Annotated in this window: 16 protein-coding genes; 9 read left to right on the top strand and 7 right to left on the bottom strand. The window is 70.6% G+C overall.

From position 1 onward, the window contains the following. Positions 1-113: 113 nt before the first annotated feature. Together JUB13_RS18020 and JUB13_RS18015 are read left to right on the top strand one after the other, a co-directional pair. A complete protein-coding gene (locus tag JUB13_RS18020; protein ID WP_207481447.1) occupies positions 114-1,250 on the top strand; it encodes a carboxylate-amine ligase in 1,137 nt (378 codons plus the stop codon). An 89-nt stretch (positions 1,251-1,339) separates the two neighbouring features. Then, positions 1,340-1,597 (top strand): DUF2312 domain-containing protein, encoded by a 258-nt coding sequence (locus tag JUB13_RS18015; protein ID WP_207481416.1) that lies wholly within the window; start codon positions 1,340-1,342, stop codon positions 1,595-1,597. Between the two features lie 75 nt (positions 1,598-1,672). Here the strand turns inward: JUB13_RS18015 and JUB13_RS18010 are convergent, their stop codons facing one another. Both JUB13_RS18010 and JUB13_RS18005 read right to left on the bottom strand, forming a co-directional pair. Then, on the bottom strand, positions 1,673-2,635 hold the full coding sequence (locus JUB13_RS18010) for an AraC family transcriptional regulator (protein WP_207481414.1): 963 nt from the start codon (positions 2,633-2,635) through the stop codon (positions 1,673-1,675). A gap of 279 nt (positions 2,636-2,914) precedes the next feature. Further along, positions 2,915-3,853 (bottom strand): AraC family transcriptional regulator, encoded by a 939-nt coding sequence (locus JUB13_RS18005; protein WP_207481412.1) that lies wholly within the window; start codon positions 3,851-3,853, stop codon positions 2,915-2,917. A 203-nt stretch (positions 3,854-4,056) separates the two neighbouring features. On the opposite strand from JUB13_RS18005, the gene JUB13_RS18000 reads away from it, so the two are divergent. Genes JUB13_RS18000 through JUB13_RS17985 form a run of 4 tightly spaced genes read left to right on the top strand, consistent with a single transcriptional unit; the run spans position 4,057 to position 8,391 of the window. Beyond that, a complete protein-coding gene (locus tag JUB13_RS18000; protein WP_207481410.1) occupies positions 4,057-4,671 on the top strand; it encodes a (2Fe-2S)-binding protein in 615 nt (204 codons plus the stop codon). 3 nt (positions 4,672-4,674) lie between these two features. Further along, a complete protein-coding gene (locus tag JUB13_RS17995; protein ID WP_207481408.1) occupies positions 4,675-5,670 on the top strand; it encodes an FAD binding domain-containing protein in 996 nt (331 codons plus the stop codon). Between the two features lie 2 nt (positions 5,671-5,672). Continuing rightward, positions 5,673-7,895: a xanthine dehydrogenase family protein molybdopterin-binding subunit gene (locus tag JUB13_RS17990; RefSeq protein WP_207481405.1), complete on the top strand. Its 2,223-nt coding sequence runs from the start codon at positions 5,673-5,675 to the stop codon at positions 7,893-7,895. Positions 7,896-7,911: 16 nt separating this feature from the next. Then, entirely contained in the window at positions 7,912-8,391 is a 480-nt protein-coding gene (locus JUB13_RS17985) for a hypothetical protein (RefSeq protein ID WP_207481403.1), read from the top strand. A 131-nt stretch (positions 8,392-8,522) separates the two neighbouring features. Here JUB13_RS17985 and JUB13_RS17980 read toward each other — a convergent pair whose 3' ends face one another. From JUB13_RS17980 to JUB13_RS17960, 5 genes are all read right to left on the bottom strand, one after another. Then, a complete protein-coding gene (locus JUB13_RS17980; RefSeq protein ID WP_207481402.1) occupies positions 8,523-8,918 on the bottom strand; it encodes a (R)-mandelonitrile lyase in 396 nt (131 codons plus the stop codon). A gap of 197 nt (positions 8,919-9,115) precedes the next feature. Beyond that, positions 9,116-11,998, bottom strand: coding sequence for an ATP-binding protein (locus tag JUB13_RS17975; RefSeq protein WP_207481400.1), 2,883 nt, complete (start codon positions 11,996-11,998; stop codon positions 9,116-9,118). 168 nt (positions 11,999-12,166) lie between these two features. After that, positions 12,167-15,658 (bottom strand): indolepyruvate ferredoxin oxidoreductase family protein, encoded by a 3,492-nt coding sequence (locus JUB13_RS17970; protein ID WP_207481399.1) that lies wholly within the window; start codon positions 15,656-15,658, stop codon positions 12,167-12,169. 273 nt (positions 15,659-15,931) lie between these two features. Next, positions 15,932-16,495, bottom strand: a complete 564-nt coding sequence (locus JUB13_RS17965; protein ID WP_207481398.1) for a dihydrofolate reductase family protein — start codon at positions 16,493-16,495, stop codon at positions 15,932-15,934. Beyond that, positions 16,488-18,317, bottom strand: coding sequence for an AMP-dependent synthetase/ligase (locus tag JUB13_RS17960; protein ID WP_207481397.1), 1,830 nt, complete (start codon positions 18,315-18,317; stop codon positions 16,488-16,490). The genes JUB13_RS17965 and JUB13_RS17960 overlap by 8 nt, the downstream gene beginning before the upstream one ends. Before the next feature lie 80 nt (positions 18,318-18,397). Here JUB13_RS17960 and JUB13_RS17955 point away from each other — a divergent pair, with 80 nt between their 5' ends. From JUB13_RS17955 to JUB13_RS17945, 3 genes are all read left to right on the top strand, one after another. Then, positions 18,398-20,206, top strand: coding sequence for a M3 family oligoendopeptidase (locus tag JUB13_RS17955; protein ID WP_207481396.1), 1,809 nt, complete (start codon positions 18,398-18,400; stop codon positions 20,204-20,206). 78 nt (positions 20,207-20,284) lie between these two features. Then, the gene (locus JUB13_RS17950; protein WP_456237114.1) at positions 20,285-21,625 is read left to right on the top strand and encodes an ABC1 kinase family protein; all 1,341 of its coding nucleotides are present in this window, start codon (positions 20,285-20,287) and stop codon (positions 21,623-21,625) included. Positions 21,626-21,689: 64 nt separating this feature from the next. Then, on the top strand, positions 21,690-22,472 hold the full coding sequence (locus tag JUB13_RS17945) for a hydroxypyruvate isomerase family protein (protein ID WP_207481394.1): 783 nt from the start codon (positions 21,690-21,692) through the stop codon (positions 22,470-22,472). Positions 22,473-22,493 lie beyond the last annotated feature (21 nt).

Raw genomic sequence — 22,493 nt, 5'->3', positions numbered from 1 at the left:
CAACCCCCGAAGGCGAGGCCGAATGGGCAGCCCGCCTCGCCGATGCCCTGAAGCCCATCCTCGCCGATCCCGCACTCTACCGCGTCGAGCATTTCTGAGGACCCGCAATGGCAATCGCCCCGCCGAGCTTCACCCTGGGAATCGAGGAGGAATACCTCCTCGTCGACCTTCGGACGCGCGACATCGTCCCGGCCCCGCCCGAGGAGATGCTGGCGGCCTGCCAGGCCATAGCGCCCGAGCAGGTCCATCCCGAGTTCCTGCGCTGCCAGATCGAGGTCGGGACGAAGGTCTGCGCGACCCTGGCCGAGGCGCGCGCCGATCTCGCCAGGCTCCGCGGCACGATCTGCGAGGTCGGCTCGCGCTACGGGCTGGCGCCCATCGCCGCCTCGACCCACCCCTTCGCGACCTGGGCGCCGCTGCAGCACACGGACCGGGACCGCTACAACATGCTGGCCCGCGACATGGGCGCCCCCGCGCGGCGCCTGATGATCTGCGGCATGCACGTGCATGTGGGGATCGAGGATGCCGACCTGCGCATCGACCTCATGAACCAGGCGCGGTATTTCCTGCCGCATCTGCTGTCGCTCTCAACCTCCTCGCCGTTCTGGCAGGGGCACGACACCGGGCTGAAGAGCTACCGGCTGGCGGTCTGGCGCGAGATGCCGCGCACCGGCATCCCCGAGCATTTCCAGAGCTATGGCGAGTTCCGCCAGCAGCTCCAGATGCTGATCGACGCCGGCGTGATCGAGGACGGAACCAAGCTCTGGTGGGACCTCAGGCCCTCCTGGCGCTTCCCGACGCTCGAGATGCGGATCTCGGACGTGTGCACGCGGCTCGACGACGCCGTCTCCGTGGCCGCGCTCTTCGCCTGCCTGCTGCGTATGCTCTGGCGCCTGCGCACCCTGAACCAGACTTGGCGGCCCTACCGGAACCTGTTGATCGAGGAGAACCGGTGGCGCGCGCAGCGCTACGGGTTCGGGGACGGGCTCGTCGACTACGGCCGCGGCGCTGTCGTCCCCTATTCCGAACTGCTGGAAGAGATCCTCGCCCATACGGCCGAGGACGCCGAGGCGCTGGGCTGCGCCAACGCTCTCGCCAACGCCCGCGACATCGTGCGCCGGGGGACCAGCGCGGACCGGCAGCGGGCCGTGCGCCTGGACGCCCTGGCCGCCGGCGCGAGCGAGGAGGAGGCCTATCAAGCGGTGGTGGACTGGCTGATCCAGGAGACGCGCCACGGTCTCGACTCCTGAGCCGCCGGTGACTATAAGAACCTCCCCGAAAGTCCTACTCCTGCGGGCCGGTTCCTCCCCGGCCGATCTTCCCGAGGATGAGTGCGAGCATGGCTGATACGACAAACGACGTCGGCGGCATCGCGGGCGACCGCCTGAGGTCCTTCGTCGAGCGCATCGAGCGCCTGGAGGAGGAGAAGAAGGGTCTGCAGGACGACATCAAGGACGTCTACGCCGAGGCGAAGGGCACCGGCTTCGACGTCAAGATCATTCGGCAGATCATCCGGCTGCGCAAGCAGGCCAAGGAAGAGCGCCAGGAGCAGGAGGAGTTGCTGGAGCTCTACAAGGCCGCCCTCGGCATGGACTGACGACGCGGGTACCCGACGCGGACGCCCGGCCGGCCGCGCTTCCGGCTGGCCGGGCGTCCCGCCTCCTGCGCCGATTTACGCTGTGCCTTCCGCCAGCCAGGCGTTCTGTACGACCTCTGCCGGAATGGCATGGCCGTTCCAGGGGATGCTCCGCGTGGCGGCCATCGCGCCGGCCAGGTCCTTGCTGGGCGAGACCCCGAACTGACGCGTGTATTCGCGGCTGAACTGGGATGGGCTCTCGTAGCCGACCTTGAAGGCCGCGCCGGACACGGAATAGCCCGCGTTCATCAGCAGGTGGCGCGCCTCGGTCAGCCTCAGCTGCTTCTGGAACTGCAGTGGCGTCGTGCCGGTCACCGACCGGAAATGCTCGTGGAACGCCGAGACGCTCATCCCTGCCACGCGGGCCAGTTCGGCGACGCGCAGGGGGCTGGTGAACTCGCCCTTGATGCGGGCGATGGCCCGGGCGATCTGGGCGGCATGGGTGTTGGTATGCGCGAGGTCCTTCAGCATCGCGCCATGCCGGGAATTCAGCAGCCAGTAGTGGATCTCGCGCACGATCAGGGGCCGCAGCACCGGCACGGCCTCGGGCCGCTCGGTCAGGGCGAAGAGGCGCCGCATGGCATCCACGATCTGCTCGTCGCCTGCGAGCGTTTGCGCGGCGCAGCCCGCCATGTCCCCTGCCGGGAACCGGGCCTCGTGCACGAGCCCGCGCAGCTCCGCCATGTCCAGGTCCAGCGCCAGGGCGACATAGGGCTGCTCGGGGCTCGCATCGATGACTCGTCCGAGGACGGGAACGTCGACGCTGACGACCAGGGATTCCATCCGGCCGAAGTTCAGCGTGTTCCTTCCGACCACCAGCTGCTTCGTCCCCTGCAGGACGAGACAGAAGAGAGGCCGGTAGATCGTGGGCGTCGAAGTGCTGGGCACGCGGCTGCGCACCATCTTCAATCCTGCGACGGGCGTCGCGACGGGCTCATCGCCGAAACGGTTCGCATCCGCATAGGACATCACCCGGGCCGCAAGGTCGTCGAGCTGCATCAGATGCTCCTTCCGTCATCGTCGTCGCTGAACATCGTACCGCTTGCCTCATTGTGCGACTTGTGAATACGCCGTTCCGGAGGATCAGGCAGATTTCCCGGAACTTGAGGCAGGCTGCTCTACGCAGCCCCTGTCGAGGCGGACCGCCACCGGAAACAAGGCGTCCAGGGGCAGCGAGAAACCTGCAAGAATCGCGCTAGTCTCCGGCCCGGGCGACGGGCGCGTTGCCGGCGGGAAGCAGGTGCGGGGTGGCAATCCGCGTCTCCCTCGCTCCGGTCCTCAGCCCGGACCCGCGGGGCTGCGGCCGGCCAGACCGTTGCCGGCCGCGGCGACGGAGCCCCGTCCCGCTGACCGTGTGTCCCGGCGCGGCGAGGCGCCGAACATGCGCCCGTATTCGCGGGTGAACTGCGAGATGCTCTCGTAGCCGACGTCGAAGGCTGCCCGGCTGGCGGAATAGCCCTCGGCGAGCATCAGCCGCCGCGCCTCGATCAAGCGAAGCTGCTTCTGGAACTGGACCGGCGTGAGCGAGGTCACGGCCTTGAACCGCCGGTGAAAGGCGGAGGTGCTCATCCTGGCGGCCGCCGCGAGCCGCTGCACCGGGATGCGCTCGTGGAACTCGGCGCGCAGGATCCTGACCGCGGCCGCGATCCGCTGCGCATGGCTGTCCGGGAGCGCCAGCCTGCGGATCGCCGCGCCGTTACGCCCCGCGAGCAGCCAATAATGCAGCTCCTTCAGGATCGCCGGGCGCAGGGCCGGCGCCGCCTCGGGACGATCGAGCAGACGCATCAGACGCATGCCGCAATCGAGGGCCGCCGTCTCCGTGTCGTCCACGAACAGTGCCGTGCCTCCGCGGCCGGCCGGCGTCTCGGCGATCTCCAACTCCGCAGCGAGATCGCGGATGGCACCGACGTCAAGTTCCACCGCCAGCGCGATATAGGGCTCGTCCAGGGACGCGCGGACGATCCGTCCGGTGACCGGCATGTCATGGGCGACGATCACCGACTGTCCGGCGGAGAACTCTCCGGCCTCTGGGCCGACAGTCATCTGCTTGGTGCCCTGCAGCACCATGCAGACCAGCGGCCGGTAGACCGATCTCATGACGCCACCCGGCGCGCGCACGCACATCACGCGCACGCCGGCGATGGGTGCGACCGCCAGCCCGTCGGCATTCGCGTGCATGTCGGCATACCGGATGATCGCCTGCTTCAAAGCGTCCATGCGCCACCGTCCCCTGGTTGGACTGCATCTAATGCCGTGCCGGGATGCGCGCCAGCGCCACGGCAGCAATAGGCAAATTTCGTGTGGGATCCGGCAAGTCCCCGTCGAACCCATTCGGTATCGTTCCTACCCGGAGGTCGGCGCGGCACGAGTGCGAACCGACACACTCCATGCACGCTCCACAGCGCCTAGGGAGGTTGGTCATGAGCGATGCCGAAGGTGATTGCGGGACGCAGGGGCTGCCCCACCCCAATCGACGCGAAGTGATCGCTGCCGGCATCTCGCTGCCGGTCGTCGCGGGCGTCGCGAGCGGCATCGCCCAGCCGGCCTCGACACCGGCGCCGGAACGGATCCCCCTGCGCGTGACAATTAACGACGCCCCGTACGAGCTGAGCCTGGACCCGCGGACCTCGGCGCTGGACATGCTGCGCGAGCAGCTCAGCCTGACTGGCGCCAAGAAGGGCTGCGACCACGGGCAGTGCGGCGCCTGCACGATCCATGTCGACGGCCGCCGCGTCGTGTCCTGCCTGACGCCGGCGCTTCAGCTCGAAGGCCGGCAGGTCGTGACGATCGAAGGCCTTGCCCCTTCGTCCGGCGAACTGCACCCGATGCAGCAGGCCTTTATCGACCACGACGGCCTGCAGTGCGGCTACTGTACCCCTGGACAGATCATGTCAGCGGTGGCCTGCGTGCGCGAGGGCCACGCCGGATCGGCCGACCAAATCCGCGAGTACATGAGCGGGAATCTCTGCCGCTGCGGCGCCTATGCGGGGATCGTCGCCGCGATCCAGCAGGCCGCCCCCCGGATGGGGGGCTGAGCCATGCACCCCTTCACCTACACCCGCGCGGCCACCTCCGAGCAGGCCGTCCGCGCCCTCGCGGCAGCCGGGCCCGGCGCCCGCCTGCTTGCCGGCGGCACCACGCTCTACGACCTCATGAAGCTCGGCGTCGAGCGCCCAAGCCATGTCATCGACATCAACGCCGTGCAGGAGCTCTCTGGTTTCGACACCTCCGGCCCGCGCGAGCTGGTCTTCGGCGGCCTGTCGCGGATGAGCGACGTCGCCGCGGACAGGCGGCTGGTCGAGGGCTATCCCGCGCTCTCGGAGGCGCTGTGGCGCGCGGCCTCTCAGCAGCTCCGCAACATGGCGAGCCTCGGCGGGAACCTCCTGCAGCGCACGCGCTGCCCCTATTTCCGGGGCGGCGCGCCCTTCGCCTGCAACAAGCGCGAGCCCGGAAGCGGATGCGACGCCATCGGCGGGATCGACCGCGGCCACGCGCTGCTCGGCGGCAGCCGCTCCTGCATCGCCACGTATCCCGGCGACTTCGCGGTGGCCCTCGTGGCCTTCGACGGAGAGATCGACGTGCTCGGCCCGAATGGCGCCCGCAGCCTGCCCGTCGAGCAGCTCCACCGGGATCCCGGCGACACGCCGCATGTGGAGACCAGCCTGAGGCCCGACGAGGTCATCACCCGCATCCGCGTGCCCGCGACGCGCGCAGGCCGCGCCTCGACCTACCACAAGATCCGCGACCGCGAATCCTACGCCTTCGCCTTGGCCTCGGCCGCGGTGGGGCTGGAGATGGACGGGGACGTCGTCCGCCAGGCCCGGATCGCGCTCGGTGGCGTCGCGACAAGGCCGTGGCGCGCCCGCGAGGCGGAGGAGATGCTGCGCGGCCGGCGGCTGACCGGCCGGGCGGCCGAGGAGGCCGGGCGGATCGCCATGCGGGACGCGCAGCCGGGGAGCCACAACGAGTTCCGCATCGAGCTCGCGCGCCGCACGGTGGCGGACGCGCTGACGATTGCCGCGGGGAGGGCCTGAGCATGCCGGACGGGAAGTATCCGTCGACGCCGCGCGTCGACGCGTGGGACAAGGTCCGGGGCGCCGCGATCTATGCCGCGGACGACGCCCGGCCGCGCATGCTGCACGGCGCCCTCGCCGTCGCCGCGGTGAACCGGGGCCAGATCGTGTCCCTGGACGTGGAGCGCGCCCGCGCCGCGCCGGGCGTGCGCCTGGTGCTGACCCATCAGGACATGCAGGGCGTCCAGTCGGCGGGCTTCCTGCTGGGCGGTGGCTTCGCCTTCCAGAGCTTCCAGCCCATGCTCTCGCCGGCGATCCACTACCGCGGGCAGCCTATCGCGCTCGTCGTGGCGGACACCGTCGAGGCAGCCCAGCATGCCGCGTCGCTGGTCGCAGCGACCTACGCGGTCGAGCCCTTCCAGCTCTCGCTCGATGCCCCGGCGCAGGACATTGTCGCGCAGCATGGCTCGCCGCTGCCGCAGGCGACGTATGCGGACAAGGTTGCGGGCGATGCCGACGGGGCCTACGCCGCGGCGGCGGTGAAGGTCGATGCGACCTATCTCAGCCCGCCCCAGCATCCGAATCCGCTCGAGCTGCTCTCGACGGTGGCCGAATGGCGTGACGGCACGCTGATCGTCAAGGAGGGCTCGCAGAACTCGGGGGCCGTGCGCCATGGCCTCGCGCGGCAGCTCGGCCTGGACCCGGCGCGGGTCCAGGTGCTTTCGCCCCAGGCCGGCGGCGCGTTCGGCCAGAAGAACTCGCACCAGTCGCACACCGTCCTGGCGGCCGTTGCTGCCCGGCGCCTCGACGCCCCGGTCAAGCTCGTCGTCAGCCGCTCCCAGGGCTTCCACGGCGCGAGCTTCCGGCCGGCGAGCCGCCACCGCGTCAGGCTCGGCGCCGACCGCGCGGGCAGGATCGCGGCCGCGATCCACGAGGCCGACCAGCAGACCTCGCGCCACGATCTCTTCCCCGCATCCTTCACCGAGATGACGGCGCGGCTCTACGGCATCCGGAACTTCCGGGGGCACGAGCGCATGGTGCGGACCGATGTCCAGACGCCCGGCTACATGCGCGCGCCCTTCGAACATCCTGCCGGCTTCGCCTTCGAGTCGGCCATGGACGAGCTGGCCTACGCGCTGGACATGGATCCGGTCGCCCTGCGCCTCGCCAACGACACGACTGTGGACCCTCTCACCGGACGGCCCCTGTCCTCGCGCCATCTCGCCGAGTGCCTGCGGCGTGGCGCGGAGCGGTTCGGCTGGGCCCGGCGGAGCATGGCGCCCGCTTCCATGGTCGAGCGCGACGGCACGGCCATCGGATGGGGCGTCGCCTGCGGCGCCCACAAGGCCGCGGCCTCCCCTGCGGCCGCCCGTCTCGAGGCCTTCGCGGACGGCCGCATCCGCCTGGCCGTCGCGGGCCACGAGATGGGGCAGGGCATCCGCACCGCCCTTGCGAACGTCCTGGCCCGCCGCCTTTCGGTCGATCCGCGCACGATCGAGATCATCGTCGGGGACACGCGCGCGGCGGACCAGCACCTGACGGCGGGCTCCTGGGGCACGGCATCCGCGACGCCCGCAGCCGATGCCGCGGGCGAGCGGCTGATCCAGGCGCTCCGCTCGCTGGACCCCGGCTATTCCGGCGGTGCGCCCGCCGAGGTCTTGCGGCGCGCGGGGCGCGCCAGCGTCGCGGTGGAGGTCGCCACGAAGGCGCCGGGGCAGCCGGACGCGGTGTTCCAGCGCCTGCAGGGTGGACTTCCGGCCGTGCAGGGGCCGGAGTTTCCGGATTTCGTTTCCATGAGCTACGCCGCCCATTTCGCGGAGGTCAGGGTGGAGCCGCGGACCCGGCGGGTGCGCGTGCCGCGGATCGTGACCGTCGTCGACTGCGGGCGGGTGGTGAGCCCGCGGACCGCCGAGAGCCAAGTGCGCGGCGCCGCAATCTGGGGCCTCGGCAGCGCGCTGCGGGAGATCAGCGAAACCGATGGTCGCTATGGCGGCTTCGTCAACGCGGACCTGGCCGAGTACGTGGTGCCCGTTCACGCCGACGTCCCCGAGATCGACGTGGGCTTCATCGACGAGCCGGACCCCAGGCTCAACGCCCTCGGCGTCAAGGGGCTCGGCGAGGTCGCGATGACGGGCGTCGCCGCGGCCCTGGCCAATGCGGTGCACCACGCGACGGGCCTGCGGATCCGCGAGCTGCCGATCCGCCTGGACCAGCTCCTGGCCGCCCCGGCCGCACGGCCGACCTGACGGGGCGCCCCCAGCGTTGGCCGCGAGGGGCGTCGGGCAGGGCGGCGCCCGCACCATTGGCATCGGGGACGGGCTGCGGGGGGCCGCCCGCGGGCTCGGGCCTGGCCCGGGTTCAGGCCGTAGCCGGGCTGCGCGCGACCAGAGAAAAGCGTTCGGCCGCCTGGTCGACCACGATGCCGCTGGCGGGCACGAACAGCGCGCCGAAGCCGCGGATGTGCGGCTCGCGCCGCCTCAGCTCGGCGCATCCAGCCGCTCGATCCTGAGGCCGTTCTCCGACGCGCGGTCGTGCAGGGCTTCCATCCGGCCGAGCTGGTCCTCCGAGGCCGCGACCAGAAGCTTGGCGCTCGCGGCAGACGGTCATGGTCGCGGCCGAGCCCTCGCGGCAGAACCGGCCGCCGCGGCCGAGGTTCTTTCTGCCGCCGGCGGGCTCGCCAAGGAGGCCGAAACGCTTCGGGCCGATGTCAACGGCTTCATCGCCGTGGTGCGCGCCGCCTGACCGTGCGCATCACCTGACGACATGCTGCGGCCGCGGCCCAGGCGCCGCGGCCGTCCTTTTTCCGGGATCATCCGACCCGACCGGATCCCGCCGCGGCACTCGGCCCGGACGGCAGGCGCGGGGAATGCGCCTTACCGGCCGTACTGCTCGTCTGTCACCTTCTCCAGCCAGTCGACGGCCCGGCCGTCGAGCTGCTCCTGGATCGCGATATGGGTCATGGCGGTGGTCGGCGACGCGCCGTGCCAGTGCTTCTCGCCAGGCGGAAACCACACCACGTCGCCAGGGCGGATTTCCTCGATGGGACCGCCCTCGCGCTGACACCGCCCGCAACCGGCGGTCACGATCAGGGTCTGGCCCAGCGGGTGGGTATGCCATGCGGTCCGGGCACCGGGCTCGAACGTGACGCTCGCGGCGGCCGCACGGGCGGGCGCGCTTGCCTGGAACAGCGGGTCGATGCGGACGGTCCCCGTGAAGTACTCGTCCGGCCCGCGGCCAGAGGGCTGGGAGCCGGCTCTCCTGAGTTCCATTGCCTTGATCCTTCCTTTGCCCTGCATGCTGCGCCGCCGACGGCGATCAATCCAGGGGACCCGGGGGCGGACGATCCGGGACGGGGCTGCGCCCGAACGCCCATGCCTGCATCAACCTGCGCCTGCCGACCTGCGGCGGCCTGTATCCATGGGAGTTTCGAGACGGACGGCCGCGGTGGCAAGGGGCGGCCGCGTGGTCACGCGTGCTGTCGCACGACGCCGGCGAGGGCCGCCTGCAGCACGTCCGGCGCGACCGGCTTGCTGATCACAGTGTGGCCGGAGCTCCGGATCTCGCCCATGGCCTCGGCCGAGGTCTCGCCGGTCAGGACGATGGCGGGAACCGTGACGCCGATCTCGGACCGCACGGCCTTGATCACCTCAAGCCCCGTCTCTCCGGCGCGCAGGCGATAGTCCGCGAGCATCACGTCGGGCCTGAGCCCCGCCGTCCCGCGCAGGGCGGCCACCGCCTCCTCCATGGAGGCCGCGGGTGTCACCTCGTAGCCCCATTCGCGAAGCACGATCTCCAGCCCGGCGCGCACCAGTGCATCGTCCTCCACCAGCAGGGCCTGGCGCCCGCCGCCGTCCTGGGACTGCCGGGACAGCCGCTCCTCCGGCCGGTAGGCCACCGCCGAGACGACCGGCACCGAAACGCTGAAGGTCGAGCCTTCGCCAAATCGGGATTCGACCGAGACCGGAATGTCGAGCAGCCGCGACAGGCGCTGGACGATCGCCAGGCCCAGCCCCAGCCCGCGGCTGCGGTCGCGCTCGGGATTGCCGACCTGGTGGAACTCGTCCCAGATGCGGCCGAGATGATCGGGCGGGATGCCGGGCCCGGTATCGGCCACCGAGATCTGCAGCAGCGGCCCGTCCAGGCGCGCGTCGACGGCGATGCGTCCGTCGTCCGTGTACTTGATCGCGTTCTCGATCAGGTTCCCCAGCATGCGTCCCAGAAGCCCGGGGTCGGTGCGCACCACCGCCTTGCTGTCCGCGATCCTGAGCTCCAGCCCCTTCTGGACGGCGACCGGACGGTGAATCGCCAGCTCGTCCAGGACGCGCGACAGCGGGAACTCCTCGACATGGGGAACGATCAGGCCCGCGTCGAGGCGCGACATGTCCAGCAGGGTGTCCAGGAGGTGCCGCATGGCATCCGCCGCCTGGCGCGCCGTCGCGAGGATCGTCCGGCCGAGCGGCGAGGCCACGTGGTCGGCGAGCGTCGGCAGGAGAAGGACCAGGCCCTGGACAGGCTGGCGCAGGTCGTGGCTCGCCGCGGCGAGGAAGCTCGACTTCGCGCGATTGGCCCGTTCCGCCGCGATGCGCGCCTCGACCGCGGCGCGCTTGGCCTCCTCCATGGCCCGCTCTGCCTCGATCGCCGCCGTCACGTCGGAAACGACGCCGATCAGGCGCACGGCCCTGCGCGTCAGGCCCGTCCCCGTGAAGATCGCGCGTCCCTTGGTGGCGACCCAGACGACGGTTCCGTCAGGGCGGATGCACCGGTGCCGCAGGTCGTAGTCCCCGCCGCCCGCGGGGTCCAGGGCCGCCTCGAAGGCGGCGCTGGTCCGCTTCCGGTCGCCGGGATGGACGAGCGAGCGGAACAGCTCCGCCGTCACGGGGACATCCGGCGCGACGCCCAGGAGCTCTCGGTGGCGGTCCGACCAGGTCAGCGCATCCGTCGTCAGGTCATGGTCGAAGAGACCCAGCCGTGCTGCCTGGAGCGCGACGTGCAAGCGCTCGGCGCCGATGCGCGATGCCGCCTCCGCCTCCTTCTCGGCGGTCACGTCGAGCAGGACGCCGTCCCACACCACGCCGCCGCCGGGTTCGGCCCGGGTATGAGCGTAGCTGCGCAGCCAGTGCGAGCGCCCCGCGATGATCACCTCGTATTCGAGGTCGAAGGCCGTCAAGGTCCGTGCGGTATGCGCCAGGGCCGTGCGCCAGGCCTCCGCCGACGCCTTGGTCATGCTGGCGATCAGCAGCCGGACCAACCCGGGCCCGTCGGTGAACTCGACCCCGAGCGTCGCCGCGAGGCCGGCGCCATTGCTGATGAACGGAAACTCCATGCTCCCGTTCGGATGGCGGATCCGCCGGTAGATCATGCCGGGCAGGTTCGCCGAGATGTCCGCGAGCCGAGTCTCGATGGCGCGTTCCGTCGCGAGTACATCGAGCGCGCGCTCGGCCGCGCGGCGCCGGTAGATCGTATGCCCCACGCTGAAGGCGAGCAGGCCGGCGAGAATGGCTGCAAGCACCCCGCCGCCCATCACCAGGATGACCGGTGCTGGGCCGGGACCCGCTGCGCCCCGCGGAATGGCCGCCACGATCGTCCAGTTCGCGAGCTGGGTCGGGATCGCGAAGCCTTCGTACCAGGGGCTGCCCGGGGGATCGCTGAAGAAGCCGGGTGCAATGGTGTCCGTGCCGAGCCCGGCCCAGGCGGAGGTGGGCGGGGCGGGCAGGGGGAGCCCCGGCTCGGGCAGGGCCGCTCCTGCCCAGGCGAACAGACGGTGCTCCACGTCGAAGGCGGCCGCCTGCCAGTTTCCGCGCGGAAGCTGGTCGCGCAGCAGGTCGGCGAAGACGCCGGCGCGCACCACCGCGGCGAGCACCTGGCGGACCTCTCCCCCGCGCACCACGGGGACTCGGATCACGATCACCGGCTCGGGCCAGTCGGACGAAGTGACGAGATTGCCGACGAAAGGGCGGGCAAGGTCGAAGGCGGTCCTGAGGTCATCTGCGTCCGCGGGGCGCGTGCCGGCAGCTGGGGGGCGCGTGTCGAACAGCTTCCGGTCGCGGTCGACCAGGATCAGGTCCAGCCAGTCCCTGCGCTGGTCCAGCGTACGCCGCGCATGCTCACCGAAATTCGCGAGGTCGAGGGTGTCGAGCTCGGGCGATGCCGCGAGCGCTTTCAGCGCCTCGATCTCGTTTCCGACCTGCCGGTCCACTGCGAGCTGAAGGCGCTCGGCATAATGGCGCAGCGTCGCGTCGCGCGAGCGACCCTGCTCCCGGATGTAGAGCCCTGCGACCACGATCGCGAAGATCAGCAGCGGCAGGGCCGCCGTCAGCATGGCGATAGGCAGGCTCAGTCGGATCTTCATGCAGTCGTCGCCTCCCCTGCGGCAAGAGACGACGATTAGGGTTAACGGCTCATTAACCTTCCACGGCTCTATGCCTTCAGGTCAGACTGCCTGCGCGACCAGGCGCGACGCCCGGGGCGGCAGCCTTGTGGCGGCGGCCGCCACCCAGCGACCGCTACACGGCAACCATCACTCGGCGGCCAGCCGCGGGGCGGGCTCAGGCCGCCGGAAGGCTTCCATCAGGCGCGCCTCCCGGTCCTTGGCGGCCTTGGCGCTGGCCTCCTTGATGTGTCCGTAGCCGCGGATGTCCTCGGGAATCGAGGCGATCTCGACCGCGAGGCGGTGGTTGTCGGGGGTGAGCCCGTCGAGCAGCTCGGCCACCGTTCGCTCGTACTCCGCGATCAGCCGGCGCTCCATCTTCCGCTCCTCGGTCCATCCGAAGGGATCGAGACGCGTGCCGCGCAGCCGCTTCATCCGGGCCAGCACGCCGAGCGCCTTCAGCATCCAGGGGCCATAGGTCTTCTTCCGGGGCTCGCCGGTCGCCTCGTCGGCCTCGGCCAGCAGCGGCGGCGCCATATGGAATTCGAGCCGGTAATCGCCCTCGAAGGTGTCGCGGAGCTGCTTCAGGAAGGTTCCGTCGGTGTAGAGCCGGGCGACCTCGTACTCGTCCTTGTATGCCAGGAGCCTGTGATAGGACCGGGCGACCGCCTCGACGAGCCCGCCGTGCCCGCGCGCCTTCTGTCCCTCGACGGTCCGCACCCAGTCGACGAGGTGCCGGTAGCGTGCCGCATAGGCCTCGTCCTGATACTCCGCCAGATGCGCTATGCGGCGGGCGATCATTTCGTCGAGCCCCTGGGACAGGCGCCGGTGGGCAGGGGTCGCCGTCTCGCCGGCTTCGCCGCGCGGCGCCGCGGCCGCCTCGACCGCCGCCAGATCCACCGCGGCGCGACGGCCCCACAGGAAGGCGCTCCGATTCATCTCGACCGCAACGCCGTTCAGCTCGATCGCGCGCAGCAGCGCCTCGTCGCTGAGCGGGATCAGGCCCTTCTGCCAAGCATAGCCCAGCATGAAGGGGTTGGCGGCGATGGAATCCCCCAGCAGCGCTGCGGCCAGCCGGCTGGCATCGATCACGAACAGGTTCGAGCTGCCGCCGACCTGCGCCTCCACGTCGGCCAGGAGCTGGCCGACGGGAACCTTGAAGTCGCGGTTGCGCGTGAAATCGGCGGTGATGGTGTCGGTCGCGTTGATCACGGCGACCGTCGAATCTGGCGCCATCTTGGACAGGGCGTCGCCGCCGCCCGCCACGACCACGTCGCAGCCGAGCACGACCTTGGCCCCGCCGGCGGCGATGCGGACCGCATGGATCTCGTCCTGACGGGGCGCCAGCCGGATGTGGGTCGTCACCGGACCGCCCTTCTGGGCCAGCCCGGCCTGGTCGAGCACCGTGCAGCCCTTGCCCTCGAGATGGGCGGCCATGCCGACCAGGGCGCCGATGGTCACGATGCCGGTGCCGCCGACGCCGGTCACCAGGATGCCGTACGGGCCCTTGAGCTGCGGCAGGGTCGGCGCGGGCAGGGAACCCTGCCAATCGCCGCCCGCGCGTCCGGCCGAGGACTTGCGAACTTTGCCGCCATGCACGGTCACGAAGCTCGGGCAGAAGCCCTTCACGCAGGAGAAGTCCTTGTTGCAGGTGGACTGGTCGATCTGCCGCTTGCGCCCGAACTCCGTCTCGACCGGCACCACGCTGAGGCAGTTCGACTTCTTCGAGCAGTCGCCGCAGGCCTCGCAGACCTGCTCGTTCACGAAGACCCGCTTGGGCGGGTCGACCATGATCCCGCGCTTGCGCCGGCGCCGCTTCTCCGAGGCGCAGGTCTGGTCGTAGATCAGGATGGTGACGCCCTCGGTCGCGCGCAGCTCCTTCTGGACGCGGTCGAGGTCGTCGCGGTGATCCACGCTCGTGCCCGCGGGCAGGCCGACCGGGCCCTGGTACTTCTCGGGCTCGTCCGTGACCACCATGATGCGCTTCACGCCCTCGGCCGAAAGCTGCTTGGCGATCATGGGCACGGTCAGGGGACCGTCGTGCGGCTGGCCGCCGGTCATGGCGACCGCGTCGTTGTAGAGGATCTTGTAGGTGATGTTCACCTTGGCGGCGATGGCGGCGCGGACCGCCAGGATGCCGGAGTGATAGTAGGTGCCGTCGCCGAGATTGGCGAAGACGTGGTTCTCCTTCGTGAAGGGCGCCTGGCCGATCCATGGCACGCCTTCGCCGCCCATCTGCGTGAAGGTCTCCGTCCTGCGGTCCATCCAGGTGACCATGTAATGGCACCCGATTCCGCCCAGGGCGCGCGAGCCCTCGGGGACGACGGTCGAAGTGTTGTGGGGGCAGCCAGAGCAGAACCACGGCTTGCGCTCGACCGGCGCCTTGTGCGCCTTGGCCTTCTCCTGGCGGTCCAGGAACTCCACGCGCTGGCGGATGCCCTCGTGGTCGAGGAAGCGCAGCAGCCTCCGCCCGATCGTCACGGCGACCCTGGCGGGCGAAAGCTCGTTGTAGGAGGGAAGCAGCTCGCCACCCTGCTCGTCGAACTTGCCGACGACGCGCGGACGCACCTCGGGCCGCCAGTTATAAAGCTGCTCCTTGAGCTGGTTCTCGATGACGGCGCGCTTCTCCTCGACGACCACGATCTCGTCGAGGCCCTCGGCGAAGTGGCGCATGCCGTCGCGCTCCAGCGGCCAGGGCATGGCGACCTTGTAGACCGTCAGGCCGATATCGGCCGCCATCTCCTCGGAGATGCCGAGGTCGTCGAGAGCCTGGCGGACGTCCAGGTAGGACTTGCCGGTGGTGACGACGCCCAGGCGCGGGCGCGGCGACGGGATCACGATTTGGTCGAGCCGGTTGGCCCGGGCGAAGGCCAGCGCCGCATAGAGCTTGTACTTCATCAGCCGCTCCTCCTGCTGGAGGGGCGGGTCGGGCCAGCGGATGCTGAGCCCGCCGGGCGGCATCTCGAACTCCGGCAGCACGAGCTGGACGCGTGCCGGATCGACGTCGACCGAGGCCGAGCTGTCGACGGTCTCGGCGATCGTCTTCATGGCGATCCAGCAGCCGGAATAGCGGGACATTGCCCAGCCGATCTGGCCGTAGTCCAGGATCTCCTGCACGCCGGCAGGGTTCAGCACCGGGATCATGGCCGCGACGAAGGCGTGCTCGGACTGGTGGGGGAAGGTCGAGGACTTGCAGGAATGGTCGTCGCCCGCCAGCAGCAGGACGCCACCGTGTCTAGATGTGCCGGCGGCGTTCCCGTGCTTGAAGACGTCGCCAGAGCGGTCGACGCCCGGGCCCTTGCCGTACCACATCGAGAAGACGCCATCGACCGTGGCGTCGGGGAACAGGGCGTTCTGCTGGCTGCCCCACACGGCCGTGGCGCCGAGCTCCTCGTTGACCCCCGGCTGGAAATGGATCTGGTTTCCGGCGAGGAACTTGCGGGCCTTCCACAGGGCCTGGTCCAGGCCGCCCAGCGGCGATCCCCGGTAGCCCGAGATGAAGCACCCGGTGTTCAGCCCCGCCGCGGCATCGCGCTGGCGCTGCACCATGGGCAGGCGGACCAGCGCCTGGGTTCCGGTCAGGAAGACGCGCCCCTTTTCGAGGGCGTACTTGTCGTCGAGCGAGACAGCCGCGAGCGCCATTGCCTGTCCTCCTGCGAACACCCGGCCCCAGGGTCGGCACCCGGGCCGGGTGCGGTTCCGCATAATCGGTTCGCCCCCATGAAAGGTAACGTCTGCTGCCCTATCCCACAATTGGCAGGCCTGATGCTGGCGAAGAAAGCAAGGACCCGTCGCTGGCGCCTGCCGGGCGGCATGGGTCTTGCCATGGCGGCCCTGCGCCGGAACTTTCCCGTCCCGCCGTCCGGTGCATAAGCCTCCGGCGCCGCGTCCGGCCGGTCGAATCGCCGCCGGCAGTCAGTCCGGGACCGGACCGTAGGTCAGCCGGACCATGCCCATGGGGAGGGCCGCCGTGCCCTCCAGCCGCAGCCGGTGCCGGCGCGCAGAGCGCGGGAACAGCGGAATGCCCTCTCCCAGCAGCTCGGGCACGATGAAAAGGTCCAGCCGGTCGATCGCGCCGATATCCATGAAGGCCTGCTGCAGACCGGCGCCTCCGACGATCCACGCATCGCCCGCCCACGCACCGTCCTGGCCGCCCCGGCGCAGCGCCCCCGCCAGCCCGGGAATCCCGCCGTTCCAGGCGGCGACGTCCTCGGGCGGGTCGTGCAGCGGGCGCGAGGTCACCACGATGCCGCGCTTCCCGGGATAGGGCCAGCCGATTCCGAAGCCCATGGCCTGTTCGAAGGTGGTGCGCCCCAGCACCACGGTCCCGATCTCCGCTATGAAGGCGCCGTAGCCGGCCTCCACCTCCTGATAGGGCGCGAGCCATTCGACCCCGCCGTCCGGTGTCGCGATGAAACCGTCGAGGCTGGCGGCGATGTAGCCGCGGATGCGCGGCGCGGTTTGCGGCGGCTCAGCCATAGAGCGCGTCCAGCCGGTCCATGTAGCGCTGGCGGATCACGTGGCGGCGGATCTTCAGCGTCGGCGTCAGCTCGCCGTTCTCCACCGAGAAGGGCTCGGGCAGCATCGCGAAGCGCCGGATGCGCTCCAGGGGAGCCAGGCCGCGGTTCACGCGCTCGATCGCCTCGCCGACGACCTTGCGGAACTCGGCATCGTCGGCGAGCTGCGCCATGTCCCCAGGGTGGTCGTGTCGGCGCGCCCAGGCCAGCGCCGTCTCACGGTCCGGGACCACCAGCGCCACGAGGTAGGGCCGCCGGTCGCCGCTCACCATGACCTGCCCGATCACGGGCTCCAGCGTCAGCAGGTTCTCCAGGCGTTGCGGGGCGACGTTCTCGCCGCCGGAGGTGACGATCAGGTCCTTCTTGCGGTCCGTGATCACCAGGGAGCCGTCGTCCTCGACCCGGCCGATGTCGCCGGTCCGCAGCCAGCCGTCCTCGACTGCCCGCTCGGTCGCGGCCTCGTCGTTCCAGTAGCCCAGCATGATCTGGGGGCCGCGCACCTGGATCTCGCCGTCCTCGGCGATGCGGATCTCGGTGCCGAGCACAGGCGGGCCCACGGTCTCGTGGCGGATCCGGCTGGGCCGGTTCACGCTGATCAGCGGTGCCGCCTCGGTCTGGCCGTAGCCCTGCAGGATGCGCAGGCCGAGCGCGTGGAAGAACAGCCCGAGCTCGGGGCTCAGCGGCGCGCCGCCGGACACGAAGGCCTTGAGCCGGCCGCCGAACCGCGCCCGTGCCTTGGACCGGACCAGCCTGTCCAGGGCCCAGTCCTGCACCGCGTCGAGCGGACCCAGGCGCCCGCCCTGGCGGTAGCGCCGCGACCCGAGTTCCAGCGTCTTCTCGAAAAGGGCGCGCCGCAGGCGGCCGGCCTTCTGCATGTCGCGCTGGATGCGCGCCTGCAGCACCTCGTAGAGGCGCGGCACCGCCGTCATGATGGTGGGCCGCATCTCGGTCAGGTTGGCGGCGAGCCGGTCCACGGATTCCGCGTAGGCGATCTCGGCGCCCAGCGACAGGGCGAAGAACTGGCCGCAGGAATGCTCGTAGGCATGCGAGAGCGGCAGGAAGGAGAGGAACCGCTCCTGCTCCAGCCCCAGCTCCAGGATCAGCTCCAGCGCGGCCCGGCAGTTCGCCATCACGTTGGCGTGGCTCAGCAGCACGCCCTTGGGGGCGCCGCCGGTCCCGGAGGTATAGATGATGCAGGCGGGATCGTCGCGCCCGAGATCGCGCCAAGCCTCGGCCGGGTCGGCGGCGTCGGGCGTGCCTGCGGGATCGGCCGCGCCGCGCTCCAGCAGCTCGTCCCAGCCCAGCACGCTCACGTCCGGCCGCCCGGCCTGGGGCACGGCGTCGAAGCCGATCAGCGTCACCGGACCGGCAAGCTGCAGCGCCGCCGGCACCACCTTGCGCATCAGGGCCGGCGTCGAGACGAGGACCACCCTGGCGCCGCTATCCCCGAACAGGTGGACGTAGTCCTGCGTGGTGCTGGTGGTGTAGGCGGGCACGGTGATGGCGCCCAGCGCCATGGTCGCGAGATCCGCCTCCAGCCATTCCGGGCGGTTCTCCGCCACGATGGCGACGCGGTCGCCGCGCCCGACCCCCAGCGCGGCGAGGCCGCGCGCGGCGGCCCGCACCCGGCCGGCGGTCTCGGTCCAGGACCAGGCGCGCCATTGCCCGTCGCGCTTGGCCTGGAGCAGCGTCGCGCCGCCGCTGCGCGCGGCCTGGTCGAAGAACATGGCGGGGAGGGACGGCCAGCCATTGAACCGGGCCCTCAGCACGTCGGGATCGATCATCTCTGGGATCTAAACCAATCGCTGGGTTGGCCGAAGCCGCAGACCTGCTTATATCGGCAGTTCCGAAATGGAGGAAGAGCATGACCGGTTCCGCCAAGGCCGTCGGCAATCAGCAAGACCCCGCGCTGGGGCAGCTTCCGAGCTGGAACCTCGACGACCTCTACCCCGGTCCCGAGAGCGCGGCGCTGGCGGGCGACCTGGACCGGATGGACGGCGCCTGCAAGGACTTCGCGAAGCGCTATGCCGGCCGGCTGTCCGGCATGAACGGCGCCACGCTGGGCCGGGCCGTCGCCGAGTACGAGGTAATCGACGAGACGCTTTCGCGCATCATGAGCTACGCGAACCTCGTCTATGCCACGGACATGAGCGATCCGAAGACGGCGAAGTTCTTCCAGGGCATCCAGGAGCGGGTCAACGCGATCTCCACCCACCTGTTGTTCTTCACGCTGGAGCTGAACCGCCTGGACGACGCCCAGGTCGAGGAGGCGCTGAAGGCGCCGGAGCTCGCGCGCTACCGCCCGTGGCTTCGCGACCTGCGGGTCTTCCGCAGGCACCAGCTCTCCGACGAGCTCGAGCGGCTGCTCCACGAGAAGTACGTGACCGGCCGGGCCGCCTGGAACCGGCTCTTCGACGAGACCATCGCCGGGCTGCGCTTCCAGGTGAGCGGCCGCGACATGACGGCGACCGAGGCGCTGAACTGCCTGTCCGACCGAGACGGCGCCAAGCGGCGCGAGGCGGCCGTCGAGATCGGCAAGGTCCTCGGCGCGAACATCCGCACCTTCGCCCTGATCACCAACACCCTGGCGAAGGACAAGGAGATCGAGGACAAGTGGCGGGAATACCCGCAGCCCTGGTCCAGCCGGAACCTCGGCAACCATGTCGAGGACGAGGTCGTCGACGCGCTGGCCACGGCGGTGAAGTCGGCCTATCCCAGCCTCTCGCACCGCTACTACCGGCTCAAGGCCAAGTGGTTCGGCGGTGACCGGCTGGACTACTGGGACCGCAACGCGCCGCTGCCGGACGACGAGGACCGCGTGATCCCCTGGGACCGTGCCCGCGACATCGTGCTGGACGCCTATGGCCGCTTCTCGGGCGACCTGGCGGCGGTCGGCAGGCGCTTCTTCGACAACGCCTGGATCGATGCGGGCGTGCGCCCTGGCAAGGCGCCGGGCGCCTTCGCGCATCCGACGGTTCCCTCGGTCCACCCCTACCTGCTGCTGAACTACCAGGGCAAGACCCGGGACGTGATGACGCTGGCCCACGAGCTCGGCCACGGCGTCCACCAGGTTCTTGCCGGCCGGCAGGGGCACCTGCTGGCGGACACGCCCCTGACGCTGGCCGAGACCGCCTCGGTATTCGGCGAGATGCTGACCTTCCGCTCGCTGCTGGATGCGGAGAGCGACCCGGTGCGCCGCCGCACCATGCTGGCCTCCAAGGTCGAGGACATGCTGAACACGGTCGTGCGCCAGATCGCCTTCTTCGACTTCGAGCGGCGGATCCATACCGAGCGCCGCCAGGGCGAGCTGACGCCCGAGCGGATCGGCGAGATCTGGCTGGACGTGCAGACCGAGAGCCTGGGTCCGGCGCTGCGCTTCGACGAGGGCTACCGCAGCTACTGGTCCTACATCCCGCACTTCATCCATTCGCCCTTCTACGTCTACGCCTACGCCTTCGGCGACTGTCTGGTGAACTCGCTCTACGCGGTCTACCAGGACGCCCACGAAGGCTTCGCCGAGCGCTATCTCGCCATGCTCTCGGCAGGCGGCACGCTGCGGCACAAGGATCTGCTGAAGCCCTTCGGGCTCGATGCCTCGGATCCGGCGTTCTGGCAGCGCGGCCTCGGCGTGGTGCGCGGCTTCATCGACGAGCTCGAGGCGCAGAAGGGCTGATCCCTTCGGGTCGGACGGAAGGCGGCGCCGGCACTGGCCGGCGCCGCCCGCGCGCCCCATCTTCCTCCCATGAGCGACATGAGAGACGACAACAGGCTGGGCGGACGGCTTGCGCGCTACGCCCGGGTCGGAAGCGCCATGGCCGGCGTCGGGGCGCGCCTCGCCGGCGAGCGGTTCCTTGGCATCCGCCTCGAGAAGGCCGAGCACGCGGCGGATCTGCGCGCAGCTCTCGGAGGGCTGAAGGGGCCACTGATGAAGGTGGCGCAGCTTCTTTCGACGATCCCGGACGCCCTGCCCAAGGAATACGTGCAGGAGCTCCAGCAGCTCCAGTCCGACGCCCCGGCGATGGGATGGCCCTTCGTGCGCCGGCGCATGGCGGCCGAGCTGGGGCCGGCCTGGCGCGGACGCTTCGCCAGCTTCGAGCAGCACGCCGTATCGGCCGCCTCGCTCGGGCAGGTGCACCGGGCGACGGGTCTTGATGGGCGCCAGCTCGCCTGCAAGCTCCAGTACCCCGACATGCAGTCGGCCGTGGAGGCCGACCTGCGCCAGCTCAGGCTGGTCTTCTCGATCTACGAACGCGCCGACCGCGCGATCTCCACGCGGCAGATCCACGCCGAGATCGCCGCCCGCCTGCGCGAGGAGCTCGACTACGACCTGGAGGCCCGGCACATGGCGCTCTATGGCGCCATGCTGGCGGGCGTCGAGGGCGTGCACGTGCCGGAGCCGGTCGCCGCGCTCTCGACCCGCAGGCTGCTGACCATGACCTGGCTTGACGGGCGGCGCATCCTGGACTTCGTGCGCGAGGAGCCGGAGGCCCGAAACGACCTTGCCATGAACATGTTCCGGGCCTGGTACGTCCCCTTCTACGGCTATGGCGTGATCCACGGGGACCCGCATCTCGGCAACTACACGGTCCGGCCCGACCGCGGCATCAACCTGCTGGACTTCGGCTGCGTGCGCGTGTTCCGGCCGGACTTCGTGGGCGGCGTCCTCGACCTCTACCGCGCGCTCGACCGCGGGGACGAGGAGCTGGCCGTCCATGCCTACGAGGCCTGGGGCTTCAGCAATCCCAGCCGGGAGCTGATCGAGGTCCTGAACCTCTGGGCGCGCTTCGTCTACGCTCCGATCATGGACGACCGGGTGCGCTCGATCGAGGAGACCAACAGCACGGTCTACGGCCGCGAGACCGCCGAGAAGGTGCACCGGCGCCTGCGCGAGGTCGGCGGGGTCGAGATCCCGCGCGAGTTCGTCTTCATGGACCGGGCGGCGATCGGACTCGGGGCCGTGTTCACGCATCTCAAGGCCGAGATCAACTGGTATCGTCTCTTCCACGAGCTCGTCGAAGGCTTCTCGGTCGAGACGCTCGCGGCCCGGCAGGCCGAGGCGCTGACCCGCCACCGGGTGCCACTGCCGGCCTGAGCGTCCGTCCCGGACTTGGCCTGGACAACCCGGGCGGCCACGAGATAGGGGAGGGGGAGGCGCGATGATCCGGCTTTCGGCGAATCTGGGTTTCCTTTGGCCGGACCGGCCACTGCTGGACCGCATCGACGCTGCGGCCCGGGCGGGCTTCCGGGCCGTCGAGCTGCACTGGCCCTACGACGTGCCGGCGGCCCGGGTGCGCGAGGCCTGCGCGCGCAACGGCCTTGCCCTGCTGGGGCTGAACACGCCAGTGGGCGATGCCGCCGCGGGCGAGTTCGGCCTAGCGGCGGTTCCCGGGCGCGGGCGCGATTTCCGGGATGGCTTTGCCCGCGCGCTGGACTACGCGCGCGAGGCGGGGGCGGGCGCCATCCACGTCATGGCGGGCGTGGTGGCCCCGGGGAGCGAGGCGGCCGCGCGCGATGCCTTCGTCGAGAACCTGGCCGGCGCCGCGCCTCAGGCCGAGGAGGCCGGCGTGGTCCTGCTGCTGGAGCCCATCAATCCCGTCGACAAGCCGGACTATTTCTATGCCCGCGCCGAGGACGCCCTGCCCGTGATGGACGCCGTGGGCAGTCCCGCCCTGCGCCTGATGTTCGACTGCTATCACGCCCAGCGCACGACGGGCGACGTCACGCCCCGGCTGGCGCGTCTCATGGACCGGATCGGCCATGTGCAGATTGCGGCCGCCCCCTCCCGCGCCGAGCCCGACGAGGGCGAGCTTGACCACCGCGCCGTCTTCGCGGCGCTGGAGCGCCTCGGCTATGCCGGATGGGTCGGCTGCGAGTACAGGCCCCGCGCCGACACCGACGCGGGGCTGTCCTGGATCGGACGCCTCGGGCTTTCCCTTTGAGGTCGTCCGGGCCGGGCGGGC

It is taken from the genome of Arenibaculum pallidiluteum (assembly GCF_017355985.1).
GTDB lineage: Bacteria > Pseudomonadota > Alphaproteobacteria > Azospirillales > Azospirillaceae > Arenibaculum > Arenibaculum pallidiluteum.
The sequence above is the reverse complement of the archived record's forward strand: the minus strand, read 5'-3'. Positions and strand labels throughout refer to the sequence as shown.